Source organism: Serratia odorifera, assembly GCF_041448735.1.
GTDB lineage: Bacteria > Pseudomonadota > Gammaproteobacteria > Enterobacterales > Enterobacteriaceae > Serratia_F > Serratia_F odorifera.
Genome location: NZ_JBGMUT010000004.1, coordinates 78,257 through 98,929, shown reverse-complemented (window position 1 = coordinate 98,929; position 20,673 = coordinate 78,257). Strand labels below are relative to the sequence as shown.

22 protein-coding genes and 3 tRNA genes are annotated in these 20,673 nt (G+C 57.8%); 6 read left to right on the top strand and 19 right to left on the bottom strand.

The features are described 5' to 3' along the window. Window positions 1-39 precede the first annotated feature (39 nt). The 10 genes from ACCC84_RS13010 to ACCC84_RS12965 form a co-directional block, all read right to left on the bottom strand. Window positions 40-957: an ABC transporter substrate-binding protein gene (locus tag ACCC84_RS13010; protein WP_004955564.1), complete on the bottom strand. Its 918-nt coding sequence runs from the start codon at window positions 955-957 to the stop codon at window positions 40-42. A gap of 136 nt (window positions 958-1,093) precedes the next feature. After that, entirely contained in the window at window positions 1,094-2,161 is a 1,068-nt protein-coding gene (locus ACCC84_RS13005) for an alcohol dehydrogenase catalytic domain-containing protein (protein ID WP_371901981.1), read from the bottom strand. Window positions 2,162-2,588: 427 nt separating this feature from the next. Next, window positions 2,589-3,371, bottom strand: coding sequence for a metal-dependent hydrolase (locus ACCC84_RS13000; protein WP_004955569.1), 783 nt, complete (start codon window positions 3,369-3,371; stop codon window positions 2,589-2,591). Beyond that, entirely contained in the window at window positions 3,368-4,486 is a 1,119-nt protein-coding gene (locus ACCC84_RS12995; RefSeq protein WP_039991200.1) for a patatin-like phospholipase family protein, read from the bottom strand. The genes ACCC84_RS13000 and ACCC84_RS12995 overlap by 4 nt, the downstream gene beginning before the upstream one ends. Window positions 4,487-4,496: 10 nt before the next feature. Continuing rightward, a complete protein-coding gene (locus ACCC84_RS12990) occupies window positions 4,497-4,682 on the bottom strand; it encodes a CsbD family protein (RefSeq protein ID WP_039991202.1) in 186 nt (61 codons plus the stop codon). A gap of 57 nt (window positions 4,683-4,739) precedes the next feature. Next, on the bottom strand, window positions 4,740-4,901 hold the full coding sequence (locus tag ACCC84_RS12985) for a DUF1328 domain-containing protein (protein WP_004955572.1): 162 nt from the start codon (window positions 4,899-4,901) through the stop codon (window positions 4,740-4,742). Window positions 4,902-5,052: 151 nt separating this feature from the next. Beyond that, on the bottom strand, window positions 5,053-5,667 hold the full coding sequence (gene osmY, locus ACCC84_RS12980; protein ID WP_004955574.1) for a molecular chaperone OsmY: 615 nt from the start codon (window positions 5,665-5,667) through the stop codon (window positions 5,053-5,055). A 504-nt stretch (window positions 5,668-6,171) separates the two neighbouring features. Beyond that, complete coding sequence (gene prfC, locus ACCC84_RS12975) at window positions 6,172-7,761, bottom strand: peptide chain release factor 3 (protein ID WP_004955577.1); 1,590 nt, start codon at window positions 7,759-7,761, stop codon at window positions 6,172-6,174. Between the two features lie 200 nt (window positions 7,762-7,961). Then, complete coding sequence (gene rimI, locus ACCC84_RS12970; RefSeq protein ID WP_039991204.1) at window positions 7,962-8,405, bottom strand: ribosomal protein S18-alanine N-acetyltransferase; 444 nt, start codon at window positions 8,403-8,405, stop codon at window positions 7,962-7,964. Then, window positions 8,350-8,787 carry a DNA polymerase III subunit psi gene (locus ACCC84_RS12965; RefSeq protein WP_004955584.1) on the bottom strand — a complete coding sequence of 146 codons (438 nt, stop codon included), beginning with the start codon at window positions 8,785-8,787 and terminating at the stop codon, window positions 8,350-8,352. Before ACCC84_RS12965 ends, rimI begins: the two co-directional genes overlap by 56 nt. Window positions 8,788-8,943: 156 nt before the next feature. On the opposite strand from ACCC84_RS12965, the gene rsmC reads away from it, so the two are divergent. Continuing rightward, entirely contained in the window at window positions 8,944-9,990 is a 1,047-nt protein-coding gene (gene rsmC / locus ACCC84_RS12960) for a 16S rRNA (guanine(1207)-N(2))-methyltransferase RsmC (protein ID WP_039991206.1), read from the top strand. Between the two features lie 97 nt (window positions 9,991-10,087). Here the strand turns inward: rsmC and ACCC84_RS12955 are convergent, their stop codons facing one another. After that, the gene (locus ACCC84_RS12955) at window positions 10,088-11,080 is read right to left on the bottom strand and encodes an aldo/keto reductase (RefSeq protein WP_371901980.1); all 993 of its coding nucleotides are present in this window, start codon (window positions 11,078-11,080) and stop codon (window positions 10,088-10,090) included. A 120-nt stretch (window positions 11,081-11,200) separates the two neighbouring features. Here ACCC84_RS12955 and ACCC84_RS12950 point away from each other — a divergent pair, with 120 nt between their 5' ends. The 4 genes from ACCC84_RS12950 to ACCC84_RS12935 all read left to right on the top strand — a co-directional run bounded on the left by ACCC84_RS12950 (window position 11,201) and on the right by ACCC84_RS12935 (window position 12,563). After that, window positions 11,201-12,145 (top strand): LysR family transcriptional regulator, encoded by a 945-nt coding sequence (locus tag ACCC84_RS12950; protein WP_004955591.1) that lies wholly within the window; start codon window positions 11,201-11,203, stop codon window positions 12,143-12,145. A 72-nt stretch (window positions 12,146-12,217) separates the two neighbouring features. Beyond that, window positions 12,218-12,304: transfer RNA gene (locus ACCC84_RS12945), tRNA-Leu, on the top strand. A gap of 40 nt (window positions 12,305-12,344) precedes the next feature. Beyond that, window positions 12,345-12,431, top strand: a tRNA-Leu gene (locus ACCC84_RS12940). Window positions 12,432-12,476: 45 nt separating this feature from the next. Continuing rightward, a tRNA-Leu gene (locus ACCC84_RS12935) sits at window positions 12,477-12,563 on the top strand. An 83-nt stretch (window positions 12,564-12,646) separates the two neighbouring features. Here ACCC84_RS12935 and ACCC84_RS12930 read toward each other — a convergent pair. Further along, complete coding sequence (locus tag ACCC84_RS12930) at window positions 12,647-12,931, bottom strand: DUF1435 family protein (RefSeq protein WP_004955594.1); 285 nt, start codon at window positions 12,929-12,931, stop codon at window positions 12,647-12,649. A gap of 368 nt (window positions 12,932-13,299) precedes the next feature. Here ACCC84_RS12930 and ACCC84_RS12925 point away from each other — a divergent pair, with 368 nt between their 5' ends. After that, entirely contained in the window at window positions 13,300-14,376 is a 1,077-nt protein-coding gene (locus tag ACCC84_RS12925) for a GGDEF domain-containing protein (RefSeq protein ID WP_004955598.1), read from the top strand. 4 nt (window positions 14,377-14,380) lie between these two features. On the opposite strand, the gene fucP is transcribed toward ACCC84_RS12925, so the two are convergent. The 7 genes from fucP to ACCC84_RS12890 all read right to left on the bottom strand — a co-directional run bounded on the left by fucP (window position 14,381) and on the right by ACCC84_RS12890 (window position 20,653). Beyond that, on the bottom strand, window positions 14,381-15,610 hold the full coding sequence (gene fucP / locus ACCC84_RS12920) for an L-fucose:H+ symporter permease (RefSeq protein WP_039991209.1): 1,230 nt from the start codon (window positions 15,608-15,610) through the stop codon (window positions 14,381-14,383). Between the two features lie 137 nt (window positions 15,611-15,747). Further along, entirely contained in the window at window positions 15,748-16,107 is a 360-nt protein-coding gene (locus ACCC84_RS12915) for an L-rhamnose mutarotase (protein ID WP_004955603.1), read from the bottom strand. Continuing rightward, window positions 16,104-16,880 (bottom strand): L-fucose dehydrogenase, encoded by a 777-nt coding sequence (locus tag ACCC84_RS12910; protein ID WP_039991211.1) that lies wholly within the window; start codon window positions 16,878-16,880, stop codon window positions 16,104-16,106. The genes ACCC84_RS12915 and ACCC84_RS12910 overlap by 4 nt, the downstream gene beginning before the upstream one ends. Beyond that, on the bottom strand, window positions 16,858-17,715 hold the full coding sequence (locus ACCC84_RS12905) for an amidohydrolase family protein (RefSeq protein ID WP_371901979.1): 858 nt from the start codon (window positions 17,713-17,715) through the stop codon (window positions 16,858-16,860). The genes ACCC84_RS12910 and ACCC84_RS12905 overlap by 23 nt, the downstream gene beginning before the upstream one ends. An 8-nt stretch (window positions 17,716-17,723) precedes the next feature. Then, complete coding sequence (locus ACCC84_RS12900; RefSeq protein ID WP_198773249.1) at window positions 17,724-19,001, bottom strand: L-fuconate dehydratase; 1,278 nt, start codon at window positions 18,999-19,001, stop codon at window positions 17,724-17,726. A gap of 11 nt (window positions 19,002-19,012) precedes the next feature. Next, complete coding sequence (locus ACCC84_RS12895) at window positions 19,013-19,858, bottom strand: fumarylacetoacetate hydrolase family protein (protein ID WP_039992432.1); 846 nt, start codon at window positions 19,856-19,858, stop codon at window positions 19,013-19,015. A gap of 54 nt (window positions 19,859-19,912) precedes the next feature. Beyond that, window positions 19,913-20,653 (bottom strand): SDR family oxidoreductase, encoded by a 741-nt coding sequence (locus tag ACCC84_RS12890; RefSeq protein WP_004955612.1) that lies wholly within the window; start codon window positions 20,651-20,653, stop codon window positions 19,913-19,915. Between the last annotated feature and the right edge of the window lie 20 nt (window positions 20,654-20,673).

Below are 20,673 nucleotides of genomic sequence, written 5' to 3'. Positions count from 1 at the left end.
GTCGAACGCCCCGCCGCAGCGGGGCGAACCTGGCCGCTGTTACCAGCTAAAGCCGGCCGCATTGCTGCGGTCGATCAGCTTCACCTTGACCGGTACGGTTTTCGGCACGGTGGCGCCCCAGTAGCGGGCCAGCGCGATGCCGAGCGCGATACGCAGCTGGTCACGCGGGAACTGCGCCGAGGTGGCGATAAACGGTGAATTCGGTTTGAGGATCTCTTTGATGGCTTCCGGCTGGCCGTCAACGCTGACCAGTTTCACCTTGGCGCCGTTGCTTTCAATCGCCGCCAGGGCGCCGAGCGCGCCAACGTCATTAACGCTGAAGATGCCCGCCAGATCCGGCGCCGACTGCAGCATGTTTTCAGTCACCGTCAGCGCGGTATCGCGCTCCTGCTTGCCGTTTTGTTTGGTGACAATCTTGATGTCGGGGTATTTCTTCATCGCCGCTTCGAAGCCGCGCACCCGCTCCAGGATCGGCACCACCGGGATACCGTCAAGGATCGCTACCTTGCCTTTACCACCCAGTGATTTCGCCAGGTACTCGCCCGCCTGGAAGCCGGCGTCGTAGTTTTCCGAACCGACGAACGAGTCCAGAGGTCCGTCAGCCTGCGCGTCAATCGCCACCACCACCGCACCGGCTTTATGGGCGGAAATCACCGCCGACTGCACCCCCACCGAATCGGTCGGGTTGATCAGCAGGATATCCACCTTCTTCTGCAGCATATCCTCCACGTCGCCGATCTGCTTGGCGACGTCGTGACGCGCATCGGCCACGTACACTTTGGCGCCGATATCGGCCGCCGCCTGATCCAGCGCCTGTTTCATGGTGACGAAATAGTCGTTGTTCATTTCCTGGAACGACATACCGATAGTGATCTGCTTGGCCAGCGCCACATGGCTGGCCGCCAACATTCCACCGGCGACGATAAAAGGTAAGGTCTTTTTGAAAAATGAAAACATAGCCAATTCTCCTGTAGGGATAGCGTTTTGTTGTGATTATCAGAGCAACAGCATGTCTTTACTTTTGGCCGACCAGTGCCCCATCCGTTACGAACGAGGCGGTGGTCGTTACTGCAACAGCGGTACGGCGGGAATCTCAGGGAACCAGGATCACCTTGATAGAGTCGGTCGAATCCGCCAGGGCGAAAGCCTGATCCCAGTCGTTCAATGAATAGCTGTGGGTGACCACGCCGCTGGAGGTCACCAGCCCGCGCTCGAACAGATCGATGGCGATTTCATAGCTGTAGGGCGCCAGGTGCGCGCCGCGAATGTCCAGCTCCTTGCGGTCACCGATGATCGACCAGTCGACGGTGGTTTCCTTGCCGAACACGCTGAACTCCACGAAGCGGCCCAGCTTGCGGATCATCTGCAACCCCTGGATCACGCCGATCGGCGCGCCGGTGGCCTCGATATACACGTCGCAGCCGTAGCCGCCGGTCAGCGATTTGACGATGCCGTCGGCGTCTTCTTTCAGCGGGTTGATCACCACGTCGGCACCGAACGCTTTCGCCAGTGCCAGCCGCTCGTCGATGGCGTCGATGACGATCAGTTTCTTCGGCGTTTTCAGGCGCGCCACCTGCACCATGCACAGCCCGAGCGGCCCAGCGCCGGCCAGCACCACCACGTCATCCAGTTGAATGTCGCCGCGCGCCACGGTGTGAATGGCGCAGGCCATCGGTTCAATCAGTACCGCGTCTTCGTGGCTCAGGCTTTCCGGGATCTTGTGCACGATGGCATTCTCGGAAAAGCGCATATACTCCGCCATGCCGCCTTCCGCCACGTCTTTCTGGAAGCCGTAAATATTGTGCGTTTCACACATCCAGTAGCTGCCGGACTTGCAGTAGCGGCATTCCCAGCACGGTACGATCTGCTCGGCGATCACCCGTTCACCGACCTTATATTTGCCTTCAGCGCCCTCGCCCAACGCGGCAATACGCCCATAGAACTCATGCCCCGGCACTACCGGTGGTTTCACCCACGGGTTCTCCCCCCAGAACATCTGCGCGCCGTTTTTGCATTTGCAGTCGCCGGCACAGATGCCACAGCCTTCCACCTTGATCACCAGCTCGCGTGCCTTCGGCAACGGCGTAGGCACCTGTTCGAAACGATAATCCTGTGGGCCGTGGCAAACGACCGCGCGCATTTTTTCCGGCAACTGGCTCATTTATTCCTCCAATATATTTGTTAACAGCTTGAATTCTCTTAATGTTGACGTTGTCATTTTTTTCCAACAAAAAACAGACAAGGTTATAAATAGATATATTTCAATAAATTAATCACTACACATACCGAAAACTCAAAATGACAACGTGAACATAGAGCAACATATAACCAAAGCTGTAAAAATAATTATTTGAGCAAAATCACATATCGTTAACATTAAGCTTAAAAATGCTACAAATACGGATCGCGATCCCATTCTACGGCATCGTCGATCCACGCAGATCCACTGACCTCAGTCGGCGCAGGCAATGGCAAATCCGGCAATTTGCCGGCCGCAACGCGCGCGCATTCGGCCGCCGGGCAGCGTCTAACGAAAATGCAGGGGTTAACAGAAACGGAAACTCAGGTGGGGGGATAGATCGACCTATTCAAGCCACTGGCATAAACAGGGTTTCAGCGTTATGTTGCAGCTGGGCGGCGATTTCATCCGCTGATTCGCAACGCAGCAGACACAGCGCCTCAAACACCTCGGCGGCGCGCTCTGGCCGGTTGGGCTGCCCCTGGTAACCGGCTAACGGCATATCCGGCGCGTCGGTTTCCAGCAACAGCGAGGTCAGCGGCAATTGCGCCATCACCGCCCGGGTCTTTTGCGCCCGCTCATAGCTGATGGTACCGCCGACACCAATAGAGTAGCCCAGGCGGATAAACGCCTGCGCCTGCGACAAACTGCCGGCAAACCCGTGTACCACGCCACAACGCGGCACCTCGGTTCGGCGTAATAGCGCAGCCAGCGGATCGTGGCTGCGGCGCGAATGCAGGATCACCGGCAAATCATAGCGTGCTGCCAGTTTAAGCTGGGCAGTCAGTAGCTGCTGCTGCCGCTCGAACTGCGGCGCTGGCATGTACAGATCGAGGCCGATTTCGCCGACGGCCACCAGCTTGTCCGGTTTGCCAGCCAACAACGCCGCCAGCTGTTCCAACTGTTGGTCGTGGTGCTGCGCGATATACAGCGGATGCAGCCCGAGCGCGGCGTACAGCGGTGAATAATCCTTGGCCAATTGCAGTACGCGCGCAAAACGATCGGCGGTCACCGTCGGCACAATAATACGCTGCACCCCGGCTGCCGCAGCGCGTTGCAGGCTTCCTGCCTCGTTGCCGGCAAACGGCGGGAAGTCGAAGTGGCAATGGGTATCGGTAAAACAGCGGCTCATAGCGTCTCTCCACCGCTGGCCGACTGGCCGTGCGGCAAGACGATCTGCGGCTGAGCGTCCGGTTGGGTACCGCTGGCAGCAACGGGCGTACGCGCCACCTCGCTGACAATCGGCGACGGCATCGCTACGCTGTCCGGCTGAATTAAACGGCGCGACAGCGGCGTTTTCACCGCGATGCCGTCGGCTTTTTCCTGTTCCAGCAGCCAGTGGCCGACCGTAGCCAGGAAGTAACGCCCGCAGCGCCGCCCCAGATGATAATCGCGATTCAACGCCGAAACCTTGCTGCCCAGCGCATTACTGGCCAACGGTTTCGGCGGGAATATTTCGAAGATGCGCAAGTCACCCGGCGGCTTTTCAATAAACTGCTGAATACGATGGTAGCTCTGCTCATGGTGCTGCATCACCCGCACCATCTGTTGCAGGCTGCTTTCACCCAGCCACTGCTCCATGCGCTTCATCCACTGCGGCGTGTAATACATTTGCGATGGCACGGTGCGGATCACCACGATGGTATCGGCGCCGCGCCGATAGGCTTCTTCCACCGGGATGGCATCGCTGATGCCGCCATCCTGATAGCTGATGCCGTCCAGCTCTACGCCCAGACGGTAAAAACCGGGGATCGCGCTGGACGCCTTGATCGCCGGCAACCAGCTGTCACGCTGCGCCGGCAGATAGGTTGGCTCAAAGTTATCGCTGCGGCAGGCACACATCAGAAATTCCCGTCCGTCGATCAGCTGCTTTTCGGCAACGTCCATCGCCAGCGGCAATTGCTGCGAGGTAATGTCCACCAGCCAGTCGAGGTCGATCAGATGCCCACCGCGCACAAAACGCAGCGGGTTAAAGAAATTTGCCGTAGTGGTGTAGCGGGTGATGACCCGACGCGCGTAGCCTAACTGGCCACAGACAAAGGCTGACAGGTTTTGCGCGCCAGCGGAGGTGCCGATCATCAGCTCGAAAGGGTTAAAGCGGGCCCGCTGGAATTCGTCCAGCACGCCGGCGGTGAAAATACCGCGCTGCCCGCCCCCTTCACAGACCAGCGCCATTTTACCGGGCCGGTATGGTTTATACGCCAGTGGCTCTATATTGCCGAGCGTGATGGGTATTCTGTATCCCAACCCGATATCCTCAATGTGGTGTTTTGACTGAGGATACCTCTTCTTGCCCTCTTCCGTAATCTTCTTGCAGTACACCAGACAGGCAGTCATTACTTCCCGCCAGCCATGCACAATCGCTGCCGGAGAACTCGGCCCAGGCCTGCCAGACCTGGCCTTTCAGCTGTTTCCAGCGTCCGAGAATGATGTCGCTGTTCATGACTTGCCTCCCTACTGCAAGAAAAGGGCTTAAGCTTTGTTACAATTTGAGAGCAGGCTAAGGACGTCGGCGACCGGTAAACAGGCTCACCAGGAACAGGATGATACCGACAACAAAGACGATTTTAGCCGCCCAGGCTGCGGTTCCCGCCAGCGTACCAAACCCCAGCGCGGCGGCAATCAGTGCGATGACTAAAAAGATAATGCCCCAACGAAACATAAGCCTCTCCTTACCATAGTGAAAAAACGCATCGCAGCCTGTCGGTTGCCCAAACAGGCAACGTAAAATCAGGCCGCGGGTTATTCTATTTTTGTGGTACTTCCCGGGCAGTGGCCCGGGAATTGATGCTTGCTGTTACGGGTATTGCCGATTACGGTTTGACCACCAGATCGTTCTTGACGCTCTTCACGCCATCAATCGCCTTGGCGATGCTTTCGGCACGATCGGACTGCGCCTGTGATTTCACTTCACCAGATAGCTGAACCACGCCTTCGGTGGTTTCTACTTTCACATTGCGTGAAGGCACGATATCGTCTGCCAGCAATTTGGCTTTCAGTTCGCTGGTGGTTGCAGTATCACCAGCGTACGACTTAACAGACTGTTTATCTTCATCTTTCACGTGCAGCTTGTCGCTGACGGATTTTACGCCTTCTACTTTACCGGCCACTTCAACCGCGTGCTCGGCCTGTGCCTGGCTGCCGACGAAACCGCTCAGCGTCACCACGCCCTGCTCCGTTTTCACGGAAATATCGGTGCTTTTGATGCTGTCATCGTCTACCAGTGCACTTTTAACTTTAGCCGTTGTTGCGCTGTCATCCATGTAGCCGTCGACTTTTTTCATGGAGCTATCGATTTTGGCGCCAGTGCTGTCAGCTGCGCTGGTTGCTTTATTGAGCAGCGTATCTTCAGCCAGAGCACTACCACTAACCAGAACGGAACCCAACACGACAGCCATCAGCGAATGTGCAAACTTGGTCTTTTTCATCGATCTCTTCCTTTTGTTGTGAATCCAAACCTACTGCGGATTCTTCCGCCACGACATGATGTGGCTCACTCATGAATACTTCACGATATCTATTCGATCGGTAGTTCATGCCAAGAGTATTGCAACCGCCGTGCCAATCCTTCAACCGCTATATAAATCAATAAGATAATTAAAAGCGCTCAAAAAACACGCCGATTACTGTCGCTTATAAACGACAATTTTGGCTAACCACGGTGACAGTATCGATAACTTACTGATATTTAACAGTTCAAATTGTCTCTGATTGGCAACACTACCGAATAACACGCTACCGATCGCACAAATACCAGTGATTTTCGCTTTAAGCGAGGCAAATACACCCTGTTAAATATAGACCATTGGCCGAAGTTTGCCGGTAAAGGCGGAAGATTCTGAAGCAGCTAAAGCGCGGGAACTGATGAGGCGGGTTAACTAATAAAGCAAGGTAACGGCCTGGCTATTGCAAGAGCCAGGCCGTGGACGGTATTAATGCTCGCGCGTCTTGCGGAAGGTCACATCCGGGTAACGTTCCTGCGTCAGGTTGAGGTTAACCATGGTAGGTGCGATATACGACAGGTTGTCGCCGCCGTCCAACGCCAGGTTCTGCTCGTTCTTGCGCTTGAATTCTTCGAACTTCTTCACGTCGGCGCATTCAACCCAGCGCGCGGTGGAGACGTTAACCGATTCGTACAGCGCTTCCACGTTGTATTCGGTCTTCAGACGCGCTACCACCACGTCGAACTGCAGTACGCCGACCGCGCCCACGATCAGATCGTTGTTGGCTATCGGGCGGAATACCTGCACTGCGCCTTCCTCAGACAGCTGTACCAGCCCCTTCAGCAACTGTTTCTGCTTCAGCGGATCGCGCAGGCGAATACGACGGAACAGTTCCGGTGCAAAGTTCGGGATACCGGTAAACTTCATGTCTTCACCCTGGGTGAAGGTATCGCCGATTTGAATGGTGCCGTGGTTATGCAGGCCGATGATGTCGCCTGGATAGGCTTCTTCAACGTGCGAACGGTCACCCGCCATAAAGGTCAGCGCGTCGGAAATCACCACGTCTTTACCGGTACGCACCTGGCGCAACTTCATGCCTTTCTCGTAGCGGCCGGAAACCACGCGCATGAACGCCACGCGGTCACGGTGTTTCGGATCCATATTGGCCTGGATTTTAAACACGAAACCGGTGAATTTCTCTTCGGCTGCCACCACCTCACGGGTGTCGGTTTTACGCGGCATCGGCGCTGGCGCCCAGGCCACCAGACCGTCGAGCATATGGTCAACGCCAAAGTTACCCAGCGCCGTACCAAAGAATACCGGCGTCAGTTCACCGGCCAGGAACGCCTCCTGCTCGAACTCGTGCGAAGCGCCCTGTACCAGCTCCAGTTCTTCGCGCAGTTGAGCCGCCAGGTCTTCACCGACCGCAGCGTCCAGATCCGGGTTGTTCAACCCTTTGATCATCCGCACTTCCTGAATGGTGTGGCCTTTACCGGTCTGATAAAGATAGGTTTCGTCTTTATACAGGTGGTAAACCCCTTTAAACAGCTTGCCACAGCCGATAGGCCAGGTGATCGGCGAACAGGCGATCTTCAGCTCGCGTTCGACCTCGTCCATCACTTCCATTGGGTCGCGAATATCACGGTCGAGCTTGTTCATAAAGGTCAGGATCGGCGTATCGCGCAGACGGGTCACTTCCATCAGCTTGCGGGTACGATCCTCAACGCCTTTTGCTGCGTCGATCACCATCAGACAGCAGTCCACCGCGGTCAGGGTACGGTAGGTATCTTCCGAGAAGTCCTCGTGCCCCGGGGTGTCCAGCAGGTTGACCAGGCTATCGCGGTACGGGAACTGCATCACCGAGGTGGTGATCGAAATACCACGCTGCTTTTCCATTTCCATCCAGTCGGATTTGGCGTGCTGGCTGGAGCCGCGCCCCTTGACCGTACCGGCGGTCTGGATAGCCTGTCCGAACAGCAGCACCTTTTCGGTAATGGTGGTTTTACCGGCATCGGGGTGCGAGATGATGGCGAAGGTTCTTCTTTTTGAGACTTCGCGGGCGAATTCACTAGGAGACATGTTTTTCACGTTTCTACGGTTAGTCCGCCCTGCATCATCGGAACGCGCCGATCGCGGCGCCAGGCAAAGCGGTGATAAAAAGATAATAGCCGGTTATTTTCGCTGATTTGGCAACCGGTGACAATCAATGGATGCCGCAGCGCCGGATTAATTGGTCAATGCAGACCGAAGTCTGGAAATGACGTGCCCAATGCCGGCGCTTACCCCAACGGCAGCGCCATCACGATGGCGTCTTCGCGGCCGCCGACGCCAGGATAATAGTTGCGGCGCACGGTGACCTCGTTGAAGCCTAGGCGATCGTAAAGCGCAATTGCACCGGCATTCGAGGCGCGAACCTCCAGCCACAGCGTCAGGATGCCGCGGCTTTCCAACTGCGCGATCAACGCATCCAGCAGCGCACGGCCATAGCCCCGGCGTTGCCATTGCGGAGCAATGGCGATATTGAACAGCGTCGCTTCGTCGAGTACGAGCTGGGTGATGGCAAACCCCGCCATCTGCCCGGCGGTTTCCAGTTTCAGATTGAGATAGCGTTCGCCCTGATTGCTGGCGAGCGTGGCTTCGCTCCAGGGAAAGGCATGACTGGCCTGTTCAATCGTCAATGCGCTGGCCAGATCGGCCGTCGTCAGGGAAGAAATGGTGTTCATAATGACAAATCTGCTGCCAGAGAGCGCGTTTGGCACTCGCGTCTAAAGAAAGCTCGGCCAACGCCGGGCTGGATAACTGCGCACCGGCGAGCACGAGCGGCTCTGTAATGCCCAGCCGCCAACTGTTGCATTCGCTATCGTCCGGCAGCATCGCTGCCTGTTCCGGCGTCAGACAGTAGGCTTGCGCCGGGGTCAGCCCCAGGCTGCGCAACACGTCGCAAAACAGCGGATCGCCGGCTTCTGGCAGGGGGGAAGCCACCACCACCAGTCGAGCTTCCGCCGGCAAATGGACCGCCACTTCGCCTTGCAACACCCCCGGGCGGCGCAATGTCCACTGCGTAATACCCAGTTGTTGTAACAGCCAGTCGCGTTGAGATGCCATACCGATTCCTGTAGGGAGCTACCGTTAATGCGCGTTGCGCGCCATATGCTAACAAACCCGCGCGGCCAACGCACCTGCGGCTTGTAACAAGACGGGTATAAATTATCACCGCAACGCTCTATAATCGCCGGCTTAATCTTGAGGAGCCAAAACCTGATGTCTGCATTAACCCCCGCCAGCGAAGTGATGCTGCGCCACAGTGATGAATTTACCGAACGTCGCGTGCTGTTCGCCGGTGATCTGCAAGATACGCTGCCGGCGCAATTTGAGGCCGTGGACGTACGCGTTCATACCCAGCAATATCATCATTGGCAGTTATTAAACCGTGCGATGGGTGACAACGTGCAATTCGGCCTGACGGTCGACGCAGCCTTCGTTGCCGAATGCGATACGCTGGTTTACTACTGGCCAAAGAGCAAACAGGAAGCGCAATTCCAGCTGTGCAATCTGCTGGCACTGCTGCCGGTCGGCGCAGAGGTGTTTGTCGTCGGTGAAAACCGCAGCGGCGTACGCAGTGCCGAACAGACCGTCGAAGGCCACGTTACACTGGCGAAAATCGACAGCGCGCGCCGCTGCGGTCTGTATCATGGCCGGATCGACGCCCAGACCACCTTCGATCTGAACGACTGGTGGGACAGCTACCCGTTGCACGATCTGGAAGTAAAAACCCTGCCAGGGGTGTTTAGCCGCGACGGGCTGGACGTCGGCAGTTCCCTGCTGTTGTCGACGCTGGACAAACACATGAAGGGCAAAGTGCTCGACGTCGGCTGTGGCGCCGGTGTGATGGCCAGCGTGATGGCCAGAATGTCGCCAAAGGTGAAGCTGACGCTGAGTGACGTTAACGCCGCCGCAATAGAATCCAGCCGCGCAACGCTGGCTGCCAACGGCATCGACGGCGAAGTGATCGTCAGCAACGTCTATTCCGACATTAGCGGCCGTTTTGACATGATCATCTCCAACCCGCCATTCCACGACGGGTTGGCAACCAGCCTGACGGCGGCCGAAACCCTGATCCGCGGCGCGTTAAAGCACCTGCCGATTGGCGGTCACTTACGCATCGTCGCCAACGCCTTCCTGCCGTACCCGGATATTCTGGACGCCACCTTCGGCAGCCATGAGGTCCTGGCGCAGAACGGCCGCTTCAAGGTCTATCAGGCCACCGTTGGCCGCCCACCGCGTGATGCGAAGAAGAAAAAGAAATAACCACGCCCGCCATGGAAAAATGCCGCCCAGTTAGCCCTGCGCGGCATTTTTTTTGCCTGGCCAGAGCGCTGCCAACGGCGGCGCCCGTCACGTTGTATCAGCCGTTAATGTAGGTCATGGCTTCTTCGCCATAGCGCGCCCCCGCAACTGCCTGCAGCGGGAACACCGCCTCGATCGCCGCCAGCTCCTGTTCGCTCAGGGTGATCGAGGTTGCGGCGACGTTTTCTTCCAGATAACGCCGGCGTTTGGTGCCGGGGATCGGCACGATATGTTCGCCCTGCGCCATCACCCAGGCCAATGCCAGCTGTGACGGCGTGACCCCCTTGCTGCGTGCCAGTTCGCCAACCTTGTCCACCAGCGCCAGATTGCGGGCAAAATTGTCCCCTTGAAAACGCGGATTGCTGCGACGGAAGTCATCCTCAGCCAGATCGTCAGGCCGTTGAATCGCGCCGGTCAGAAAACCACGCCCCAGAGGGCTATAGGCCACAAAACCAATCCCCAGACGTTCACAGGCAGCCAGTTGCCCCTGCTCGGCGTCGCGTGTCCACAGTGAATATTCGCTCTGTAATGCGGTAATCGGATGAACGCGGTGGGCGCGTTCCAACGTTTCCACCGACGCCTCGCTCAGGCCAATATGGCGGATTTTTCCCTCGGTAATCAGATCCGCCATCGTACCGATCACTTCTTCGATCGGCACCTGCGGATCGACCCGGTGCTGATAGTAAAGATCGATAGTCTCTACCCCCAGCCGTTGCAGACTGCCTTCTACCGAGCGGCGGATATAGGCCGGCTGGCTGCTGACGCCGCGGGCATGCGGATCGGACGGATCGCGCACGATGCCGAATTTGGTCGCCAGAAACACCTGCTCGCGCTTGCCCTTGATCGCCTTGCCGATCAGTTGCTCATTGGTATGCGGTCCATACATATCGGCGGTATCCAGCAGCGTGACGCCCAGATCCAGCGCACGATGCAGCGTCGCGATAGCTTCTTTTTCATCTTGATCGGTGGAATAGAAATCGCTCATCCCCATGCAGCCCAACCCCTGCGCAGAAACGCTTGGACCCTTGGCGCCTAATTTTCGCTGTTGCATCGTTGTTGCCTCATCAATCGGGTAAATGTCGATACAGAGTGTGGTTGTTGGCGCAGGAAAGATAAATAATGCATATTGCTCAACACTGTTCAAAAAACGCTAACAATCTCGGACGGTCCGATGGATCAGATTCAGGCAATGCGCATCTTCACGCGAATCGTCGAACTGGGTAGCTTCAGCCGCGCGGCCGAGCGCCTGCAACTGCCGCGTGCCACGGTCAGCAACACGCTGAAACGGCTAGAGCAGCGGCTCGGCGTGCGGCTGCTGATCCGCACCACTCGGCAGGTCAACGTCACCCACGAGGGCACCTTGTACTATCAGCGCTGCATTCAACTGCTGGGTGCGCTGGAAGAAGCCGATACGCTGTTTAGCCAGCAGAAGCTGCAGCCGTCGGGCAAAGTACGTATCGATATGCCGCATTCGCTGGCGCGTGAAATCGTCATTCCGGCGCTGGGGGATTTTTATCAGCGCTATCCGCAAATCACCCTGGCGCTCGGTGCTAACGATAGCCACGTCGATTTGCTACGCGAAGGGGTCGACTGCGTGTTACGCGCCTGGGAAACCGAAGACGACAGCCTGATAGCCCGGCAGATCACCGCAATGCCGCAACTGACCTGCGCCTCGCCGGCCTATTTGCAGCACTACGGCGTACCGCAGTCGATCGACGATCTGCATCATCACCATGCGGTGGGCTATTTCTCTCTCGCCACCAACCGCGACTATCCGCTGGAATTCTGCCGCCATGGCAAGCTGGAGCTGCGCGAACTGCCCAGCCGGCTGAGCGTCAGCGGGGCAGATGCCTATATCAGCGGCTGCCGTGCCGGTTTGGGGCTGATACAGGCGGCGCGCTATTCGCTGTCGCCGTGGCTGAAGCGCGGCGATCTGGTAGAGGTTTTGGCACAGACGCCACCGCCACCGATGCCGATTTACATTATGTATCCCCCCGGCCGCTTCCTTGCTCCTCGCGTGCGGGTGCTGATCGATTGGCTGATTACACTGTTCGAAGCGCATCAAAAGCAACGAGATGACGCTTTTTCCAGCAAACGCCCGCAATCACCGAAATAACAGTTGACGTCCCCGCCAAAATCTCTAGAATTCGCCCCCGTGGTGACATTATTACGGTAATGTTTCTGGTACGCGAAGGTGGCGGAATTGGTAGACGCGCTAGCTTCAGGTGTTAGTGTCCTTACGGACGTGAGGGTTCAAGTCCCTCTCTTCGCACCAAATAACCACGCGATTGACATTTATATTGCACAGCATCTGTGCGAAGGTGGCGGAATTGGTAGACGCGCTAGCTTCAGGTGTTAGTGTTCTTACGGACGTGAGGGTTCAAGTCCCTCTCTTCGCACCACGCTGGTGACAATATAAATCAAATCGACGCAACAACATCGGCTGTGCGAAGGTGGCGGAATTGGTAGACGCGCTAGCTTCAGGTGTTAGTGTCCTTACGGACGTGAGGGTTCAAGTCCCTCTCTTCGCACCAATCGATGCTCTCTCCGGCAGTACCTCATCCAACTTTCCCTGTAAGCGCAAGAAACGACACGTTTAAACGTGGTTTGGTGCTATTCAGTCGATATTCAAATGCAGCCCAATTGCCGCCAGACCGCCGGCTAATGCCATGCATGACGGCAACAGCAGATAGTGTCGCCAGCGACTGTTGAACAGCATCACCAGCGTCGCCAGCATGGCAATGACGATCAGACTGCGCAATTGCATCATGTCCAGGTTGACCAAAGCCAGCAATGGCAACAAGGCACAGGGCAACAGTACGCCCCAGGCGCTGGCCAACCGGTCGCCCAGACACCAGCTCACACCCCACAGCCCGCACGCGGTAATCATGGCGGCAATCATGATAACCCCACCCTTCAAGTGATAATGATAACCAATATCATATACCAGTTTTTTTCGCCCTGCACCTATTTAACCGTCAACCGCTTTCCCGGATGACAGAACGGTGAAAAAATGATAGTTTGACATAAGAAAATTCTTAGAATGATTGCGCGTTAATAATCACCCGTTAAAACTATAGTCAACGTCATTCAAGTTACGGCGAAGCGGCAACTGCCAGCCGCTAGCAGGGTTCAATGGCCGGGATAAGCGCGTGCAGCCAGCCAACATGCGACGTGAGATATAACGGATATATTCACGCAAGTAATGTTTATCACTTGCCCAGAATTTTCAATAACCTCACTATTTGATTGGTAAAGAGTAAACTCCGTATGAACGCGCGTTCTTATCAGGAACTGCTGACCAGCAAGCATCGATTATCGTTATTCCTTTTCTTGTTGATGAATGCGGCCTCTTCAATATTTACGTTATTGATGCCTTTCAAAAATACGCCGGTCATTACCTTGCCACTGATGGGGATCCCCTTATTCTGTTTGGCTGCCATGGCATACACGGTATTTTGTCCGCGCCAATACGTGCGGAAACTGCATGTGTTCGCCGCTATCCTCGGCGTACTGTGGGCGGCGCATATTTATTTAAAAAGCCGTTACTGCGTACCGGATAGCCAAAATTTTTTATTAATTAGCCTATTCAGCATGTTTTTTATCAGCGCCATTGCGCTGACCGATAATTTCGTCGCTTTTTGCCTGCATTCGGTGCCTTCCGCCATCACCATTTTGCTGCTGGATGGCATGAATAATACCGTGCGCATCGTGTTTACCTCGGTGCTGCCCATCATCGCTTTTTCAATCCATCATCTGATGTTGAAACGCAGCGAAGCCTTTACCCAGGCGCTGGTCGCCAACCTGTATGACGAACGTGACAAACTCAGCGATCTCAGCATGCTCGATCCGCTCACCGGGCTGTATAACCGTCGCGGGCTGGAAAACAAACTCAACCAGCTGCTGGCACCGACCGCCGGCCGTCATTTCGTGGTACTGCTGGATATCGATCGCTTCAAGGCCTACAACGACAACTATGGCCACACCATGGGCGATCAAGCGCTGGTGCAGGTTGCCGCGGCCATCCGCGACGCGGTGCGTTCACGGGATATCGTGGTGCGCTATGGCGGGGAAGAGTTCCTGGTACTGCTGACCAACGTCAGCGAAGCCTATGCGGCACAACTGGCAGAACGCGTACGTCAGCGGGTGTTGGGCTTGCAGATCCCGCATCGCTTCAACCAGTTGGCCACTACCACCGTCACGCTCAGCGCCGGCATTTCAGCGCTGGACCAACTGGACGTGAAGTCGGCTATTCGTGCCGCGGATGCCGCGCTGTACCAGGCCAAGGGCAACGGTCGCAATACCATTCAACTGGCGGAAAACGCCCAGTCCGCGCCCCTGGCCTGAAGCCTCAGTATCGGCGTTGGCGGATGCCATAGGCCAGCACCACGATAAAGCACAGCAGCGGCAAGACGTAAGAAATGGCGGTGCTGTAGTGGTCAGCGATGGCCCCCATAAAATACGGCATGATGGCACCGCCGACGATCGCCATGATCATGAAGGAACTGGCGCGTTTGGTATGCTTACCCATGTTCTTCACCCCGAGGGCGAAAATGGTCGGGAACATGATCGACATAAAGAAGAATACCGCGATCAACGCCACCACCGACACACCGTCAATGCTCATCATCACCACCCCGCACAGCAGGATATTGATCAACGAATAGCAGGCCAGCAGCGTCGCCGGCTTGACCCGCCCCATCAACCAGGTGCTGAAGAAACGGCCAATCATAAAGCAGATCATCGCGATGGAAAGCAGATAGGACGCGCTCTGGTTGGACACGTCATCCCAGTGTTCGGTGGCATAGTTGATAAAGAACGCCCCGACGCCGACCTGCGCTGCCACATAGAAGAATTGGGTAATCACCCCGCCGACAAAATGCGCATGCTGCCAGAGCCCCTGCGCCACCACGCCATGCGGCAGCGGCTCTTCTTCGCGAATGTCAGGCAGCCGGGTACGGCTGAACAGCAAGGCGATGCCCAGCACCAGTACCGCAATCGCCACGTAGGTCATTTTCACCATGTTTTGATCGCCGCCGCTGGCGCTTTGCGTCGCCGAAAAGAACAACGTGCCGCCGATCATCGGGCCGATAAACTGCCCCAGTCCGTTGAACGACTGTGCCAGGTTCAGCCGACGTTCCGCGCCTTTGGCATCGCCCAGTACCGTGGCATACGGGTTGGCCGCCGTTTCCAGACAGCCAAGGCCACAGGCAATCACAAACAGCGCCAGCAGGAACAGCGCAAAGCTGTTGGCCGAAGCGGCCGGCACAAACAGCAACGCGCCGACGGCATACAGACACAGACCAATCAGAATCCCGGCCTTATAGCCGCGTTTATCCATAAAATAGCCGGCAGGCAACGCCACCAGGAAATAGGCGCCAAAATACGCCGCCTGCAATAATCCCGATTGCGCCTTGGTGACGTGCAGCGTTTCCTGGAAATGTTTATTCAACACGTCCAACAAGCCATAAGACAGGCCCCACATAAAGAACAGACTGGTGACCAAAATAAAGGCCCAGCGCAGATTGGCGCGCGCGTTGGCCCCCACTTGCGCAGGCGCAGCGGTTTTATCAGCAAGCATGATATTATCCTCGTAGAGTACTTTCATACACCGGGCCGCCGCGACAATAGCGCGCGTTCACCCCGGCCGCGCCCTGTAGCAGCCTTGCCGGAGATTCGCTGCGCCACCTTTCGCCGCAACTCGAATGATATTGGCTATTATTGTTTTGCTAATGAAAATATCTGTTCCATTGCCACCCATTTCTCGCCCGGCGGCGTCCAGGGCGTGGCAACCTGGTATTGCCACATCAGCGCTTCCCAGCGCTGCACATCGGGATGATTGCGGCTGTCGGCAGCAAAGCGTTCGGCATCAAATTCCGCGCTGACCTCGACAATCATGAATAGCCGGGTGCCGATGCGGTAAATCTCCATCTCCAGAATGCCCTGGTGGCGCAGGTGTTCGGCAATCTGCGGCCAGATGCGTTGATGATGACGCTGATACTCGGCAATCAGCGCCGGTGAATCGACCAGATCAAGCGCCTGGCAAAAGCGCCGTCGGGAAGTCGCCGCGCCGCTCATGTGATGGCCCGATCGAGATGCAGATAGCCGCCGTCTACCGACAGCCATTGGCCGGTGGTGTGCGAACTGCGACTGGAAATCAGAAACACCACGGTATTGGCGATCTCCTGCGGCGTGGTCATGCGCTGCCCCAGCGGAATGCGCGCGGTGATTTTTTCCAGTTGCTGCTGCGGTTGCTCAAAGGTGTTGATCCAGCGCTGGTACTGCGGGGTAATCACTTCCGCCGGCACCACCGCATTGACCCGTACGCCGTCCGCCCGCAGCGACACCGCCCACTCGCGCGTCAACGCCAGCACCGCCCCCTTGGCGGCGGTATAGCCGCTGGTACCGCCCTGGCCGCTGAGCGCGGTTTTCGAGGCGATATTGATGATGGTGCCGTGGCTGGCCCGGAGCGCCGCCTGGCACAGATGCGCCAGTTGGTAATAATGCATCAGGTTCTTTTCCAGCGATCCGAGAAACGCCTCGCGACCGGCCTCCAACCCAACGCCGTCGTTTACCCCGGCATTGTTCACCAGACCGTCCAGCCGGCCGTACTGTTCCAGCGCCTGCGACACCGCGCGTTGGCACTCCGCCTCGCTGCACAGATCGGCGATCGTCACGCTGCTGCGCGGTTGCAGACGTTTGAGCTGGGCAAGGAACTCATCATCCGGCATGACATTGGTGACAATAACCGGCACCGCGCCCTCTTCCGCCAGCGTCAGCGAAATCGCCGCGCCGATGCCGGAGCCGCCGCCGGTCACCATCACTACTTTATCGTTGAGATATAAATTCATCGTCAGATCCCGTTAAACCATAAACCCGGCAGGCCGTGCCGCCCCAGATCGCCGCCTGCTGCGACGGGCTGAGCGTAGCCACCCCCTGCTCACATAGTTGATAAACCTGCTGATATTCACCGGCCAACAGGCACACCGGCCAGTCGGAACCGAACATCAACCGCTGCGGGCCGAAGGCCTCCAGCGCCGCCTCGAAGAAAGGCAGCAGTTGCCCGGCCTGCCAGTGACCGCCGGGCACTTCGGTGATCAGCCCCGACAGCTTGCACGCCACGTGCGGCAGTGCCGCCAACGGTGCGATCTGCCGGGCCCAATGCGCCGCGCCGCGCGCCACGTCCGGCTTGCCGAGATGATCGAGCACCAGCCAATGATCGTCATGGCGAGCGGCGAACGCCGCCGCCGCTGCCAAATGTCGGTGCGTCACCAGCAGGTCATAGACGCAGCCGTGCCGCTGGAGCAGACCCATGCCACGTTGCACCGCCGGCAGCGCCAGCCAGTCCGCCTGATCCGGCTCATCCTGCACCAGGTGCCGCACGCCGCACAGCAGCGGGTGGCGCGCCGCCAGACGCTCATCCAGCGCCGGCGCGGTGATGTCCAGCCAGCCAACCACGCCACACACCCCGTCGAGCTGTGCCGCCTGTGCCAGCAATCCGGCATTTTCCGCCTCGCTGTGCCGTGCCTGCACCAGCAGCGCGCCGTCCAGCCGATGCTGCTGCAACAGCGGTTGCAGCTGCGCCGGGCCGAAATCCTGCTGGAGCACCGCCATACCGTCGTCAATCCACGGGTAGTGCTGCGGCTGGTAGCGCCAATAATGCTGATGGGCGTCGATGCGCAACATGCCGCCTCCTAACCGCGAAAGCGGTATTGCTCGATCGATTCCGGCCGCATTTCAATCGAATAGCCCGGCGCACGCGGTGGCATATAGGCCGCGCCGCGTATCTCGCACGGGTGCAGGAAATGCTGATGCAGGTGGTCAACGTATTCGATCACCCGCCCTTCATGGCTGCCGGCAATGCACAGGAAATCGATCATCGACAGGTGCTGAACGTATTCGCACAGCCCGACGCCACCGGCGTGCGGGCATACCGGCAGGTTGTACTTGGCCGCCATCAGCATCACCGCCAGTACCTCGTTAACCCCACCGAGCCGGCAGGCATCGATCTGCACCACATCGATCGCGCCACGCATGATGAACTGCTTGAACATGATGCGGTTCTGGCACATTTCACCGGTAGCTACCTTCACCGGATGCACCCCCTCGCGAATGCGCCGATGTCCTTCCACGTCGTCGGGACTGGTGGGCTCTTCGATAAACCACGGTTTGGCAAAGGCCAGATGCTTCACCCACGGGATCGCTTCATCGACCTCCCACACCTGGTTGGCGTCGATCATCAGTTGACGATCCGGGCCGATCACCTCGCGTGCGATGCGCACCCGGCGGATGTCATCCTCCAGATCGCGCCCCACCTTCAGCTTGAGGTAGGAAAAGCCGGCATCGACCGCCTGCTGGCATAGCCGGCGCAGCTTGTCGTCCGGGTAGCCCAGCCAACCGGCCGACGTGGTGTAGCAGGGATAACCGTGTTCCAGCAGTTGTTCACGCCGCTGCGCCTGGCCTTCCGCCCGATTTTTCAGCAGCGTCAGCGCCTCCTGCGGCGTAATGCAATCGGTGATGTAGCGAAAATCAATGCAGCGCACCAGCTCTTCTGGCGTCATGTCTGCCACCAGTTGCCACAGCGGCTTGCCTTCCGCCTTGGCCCACAGATCCCACAGCGCATTGATCACCGCGCCGGTGGCCAGGTGGATCGCCCCCTTGTCCGGTCCAATCCAGCGCAACTGGCTGTCGCTGGTAAACTGACGCCAGAACGCCCCCATATCGGCGGTGATGCTCGCCAACGACTGGCCGACGATCTGGTGCTCCAGCGCACGGATCGCCGCGCAGCAGATTTCGTTGCCACGGCCAATGGTAAACGTCAGACCGTGACCGCTGAGATCGGCGCGATCGGTTTCCAGGATCACATAGGCCGCCGAGTAATCCGGATCCGGGTTCATGGCGTCGGAGCCATCCAGCCCCAGCGAGGTCGGGAAGCGAATATCTTCAACCCGCAGCGCGGTAATGGTGGTCATGGTCAATTCTCCTACGCCTGAACCGTTTGCTGTTGTTGTTCACCCAACCCCTCAATGCCCAGCCGCATCACCTGGCCGGCCTTGAGATAGATTGGCTGTGGTTTTTGCCCCATGCCGACCCCCGGTGGGGTACCGGTGGAAATCACATCACCCGGCTGCAGACTCATAAAGCGGCTCAGATAGCTGATGATGTGCGGAATGGTAAAAATCATGGTGCTGGTATTGCCGTCCTGATAACGCTTGCCGTCCACTTCCAGCCACAGATTGAGCCGGTGCGGATCGGCAATTTCGTCGGCGGTTACCAGCCATGGTCCGGTCGGGCCGAAGGTATCGCAGCCCTTGCCCTTGTCCCAGGTGCCGCCGCGTTCAATCTGGAATTCGCGTTCGGATACGTCGTTAATCACGCAGTAGCCGGCCACGTGCTGCATGGCATCCTGTTCGGCGATGTAGCGCCCGCCCTTGCCGATCACCACCCCCAGCTCCACTTCCCAGTCGGTTTTTTGCGAATCGCGTGGGATTTCCACGTCGTCATTCGGCCCCACCACCGCGCTGGTCCACTTGTTGAAAACCACCGGTTCACCAGGGATGGCCGCACCGGTTTCCGCCGCGTGATCGGCATAATTAAGCCCAATGCAGATAAACTTGCCGATGCCGCCGACGCAGGCGCCGATACGCGGCTGCCCTTCCACCAGCGGCAGGCTGTCGATATCCAGCCGTTGCAGTGCGGCGATGCTGTCCGGCAACAGCGCGGTGCCGCCAACGTCGGCGATATGGCGTGAAAGATCGCGGATTCGCCCCTGAAGGTCCAACACGCCCGGTCGTTCCTGCCCAACCTCTCCATAACGTAACAGTTTCATAATGTCCTCAATCTCAACGATAAAATTGCCGTGCGACCCGCACGCCGTGGCCAATCAGTTGCTCCAGCCGCCGTCGATAATCTGCACGGTGCCGGTGGTGTAGGAACTGGCATCAGAGGCCAGATACAACGCCAGTTGCGCTATTTCGCCGGTCTGACCGATGCGGCCAATCGGCTGGCGCGCGACAAATGCCTGGTAAACCTCTTCTTCACTGCGGCCCTGTTCCCGCGCCTGTTCGGCAATGCGCTGACGCAGCGACGGTGACTCCACGGTGCCCGGACAGATGGCGTTGCAGCGAATGCCCTGGGTAACGTAGTCCGCCGCCACCGAGCGCGTCAGACCAATCACCGCCGCCTTGGTAGCGCTGTAGGCAAAGCGGTTCGGCACGCCTTTGACGCTGGAGGCCACCGAGGACATGTTGATGATCGAACCTTTCTGCTGTGTCAGCATGGCGGGCAAAAAGGCGCGGATCATGCGGAACATCGCGGTTACGTTCAGATCGAGCGCGAACTGCCATTGCCTTTCGCTGCATTCCAGGATCGACCCGCTATGCACCACGCCGGCACAGTTGAACAGCACGTCCAGACAACCGACGGTTTCCGCCGCCGCGGCGATGGCGGCACCATCGGTGACGTCCAGCTGCAACGGCGTAATGCCGCTAATTCCCTGTAACGACGCGATATTGATATCGCTGGCAATCACCTCAGCGCCAGCATCGGCAAACAGCCTGGCGGTGCTGAAACCGATCCCCTGCCCGGCGGCGGTGATCAGCACGCGTTTTCCGGTTAAATCCATTGCGACTCCTTGGCCAAAAG

What these genes read in the sequence shown, in the direction of transcription:
- ACCC84_RS13010 (WP_004955564.1), bottom strand. Translation starts at nt 957, where the DNA reads ATGTTTTCATTTTTCAAAAAGACCTTACCTTTTATCGTCGCCGGTGGA.
- ACCC84_RS13005 (WP_371901981.1), bottom strand. Translation starts at nt 2,161, where the DNA reads ATGAGCCAGTTGCCGGAAAAAATGCGCGCGGTCGTTTGCCACGGCCCA.
- ACCC84_RS13000 (WP_004955569.1), bottom strand. Translation starts at nt 3,371, where the DNA reads ATGAGCCGCTGTTTTACCGATACCCATTGCCACTTCGACTTCCCGCCG.
- ACCC84_RS12990 (WP_039991202.1), bottom strand. Translation starts at nt 4,682, where the DNA reads ATGAACAGCGACATCATTCTCGGACGCTGGAAACAGCTGAAAGGCCAG.
- ACCC84_RS12985 (WP_004955572.1), bottom strand. Translation starts at nt 4,901, where the DNA reads ATGTTTCGTTGGGGCATTATCTTTTTAGTCATCGCACTGATTGCCGCC.
- osmY (WP_004955574.1), bottom strand. Translation starts at nt 5,667, where the DNA reads ATGAAAAAGACCAAGTTTGCACATTCGCTGATGGCTGTCGTGTTGGGT.
- prfC (WP_004955577.1), bottom strand. Translation starts at nt 7,761, where the DNA reads ATGTCTCCTAGTGAATTCGCCCGCGAAGTCTCAAAAAGAAGAACCTTC.
- rimI (WP_039991204.1), bottom strand. Translation starts at nt 8,405, where the DNA reads ATGAACACCATTTCTTCCCTGACGACGGCCGATCTGGCCAGCGCATTG.
- ACCC84_RS12965 (WP_004955584.1), bottom strand. Translation starts at nt 8,787, where the DNA reads ATGGCATCTCAACGCGACTGGCTGTTACAACAACTGGGTATTACGCAG.
- rsmC (WP_039991206.1), top strand. Translation starts at nt 8,944, where the DNA reads ATGTCTGCATTAACCCCCGCCAGCGAAGTGATGCTGCGCCACAGTGAT.
- ACCC84_RS12955 (WP_371901980.1), bottom strand. Translation starts at nt 11,080, where the DNA reads ATGCAACAGCGAAAATTAGGCGCCAAGGGTCCAAGCGTTTCTGCGCAG.
- ACCC84_RS12950 (WP_004955591.1), top strand. Translation starts at nt 11,201, where the DNA reads ATGGATCAGATTCAGGCAATGCGCATCTTCACGCGAATCGTCGAACTG.
- ACCC84_RS12930 (WP_004955594.1), bottom strand. Translation starts at nt 12,931, where the DNA reads ATGATTGCCGCCATGATTACCGCGTGCGGGCTGTGGGGTGTGAGCTGG.
- ACCC84_RS12925 (WP_004955598.1), top strand. Translation starts at nt 13,300, where the DNA reads ATGAACGCGCGTTCTTATCAGGAACTGCTGACCAGCAAGCATCGATTA.
- fucP (WP_039991209.1), bottom strand. Translation starts at nt 15,610, where the DNA reads ATGCTTGCTGATAAAACCGCTGCGCCTGCGCAAGTGGGGGCCAACGCG.
- ACCC84_RS12915 (WP_004955603.1), bottom strand. Translation starts at nt 16,107, where the DNA reads ATGAGCGGCGCGGCGACTTCCCGACGGCGCTTTTGCCAGGCGCTTGAT.
- ACCC84_RS12910 (WP_039991211.1), bottom strand. Translation starts at nt 16,880, where the DNA reads ATGAATTTATATCTCAACGATAAAGTAGTGATGGTGACCGGCGGCGGC.
- ACCC84_RS12905 (WP_371901979.1), bottom strand. Translation starts at nt 17,715, where the DNA reads ATGTTGCGCATCGACGCCCATCAGCATTATTGGCGCTACCAGCCGCAG.
- ACCC84_RS12900 (WP_198773249.1), bottom strand. Translation starts at nt 19,001, where the DNA reads ATGACCACCATTACCGCGCTGCGGGTTGAAGATATTCGCTTCCCGACC.
- ACCC84_RS12895 (WP_039992432.1), bottom strand. Translation starts at nt 19,858, where the DNA reads ATGAAACTGTTACGTTATGGAGAGGTTGGGCAGGAACGACCGGGCGTG.
- ACCC84_RS12890 (WP_004955612.1), bottom strand. Translation starts at nt 20,653, where the DNA reads ATGGATTTAACCGGAAAACGCGTGCTGATCACCGCCGCCGGGCAGGGG.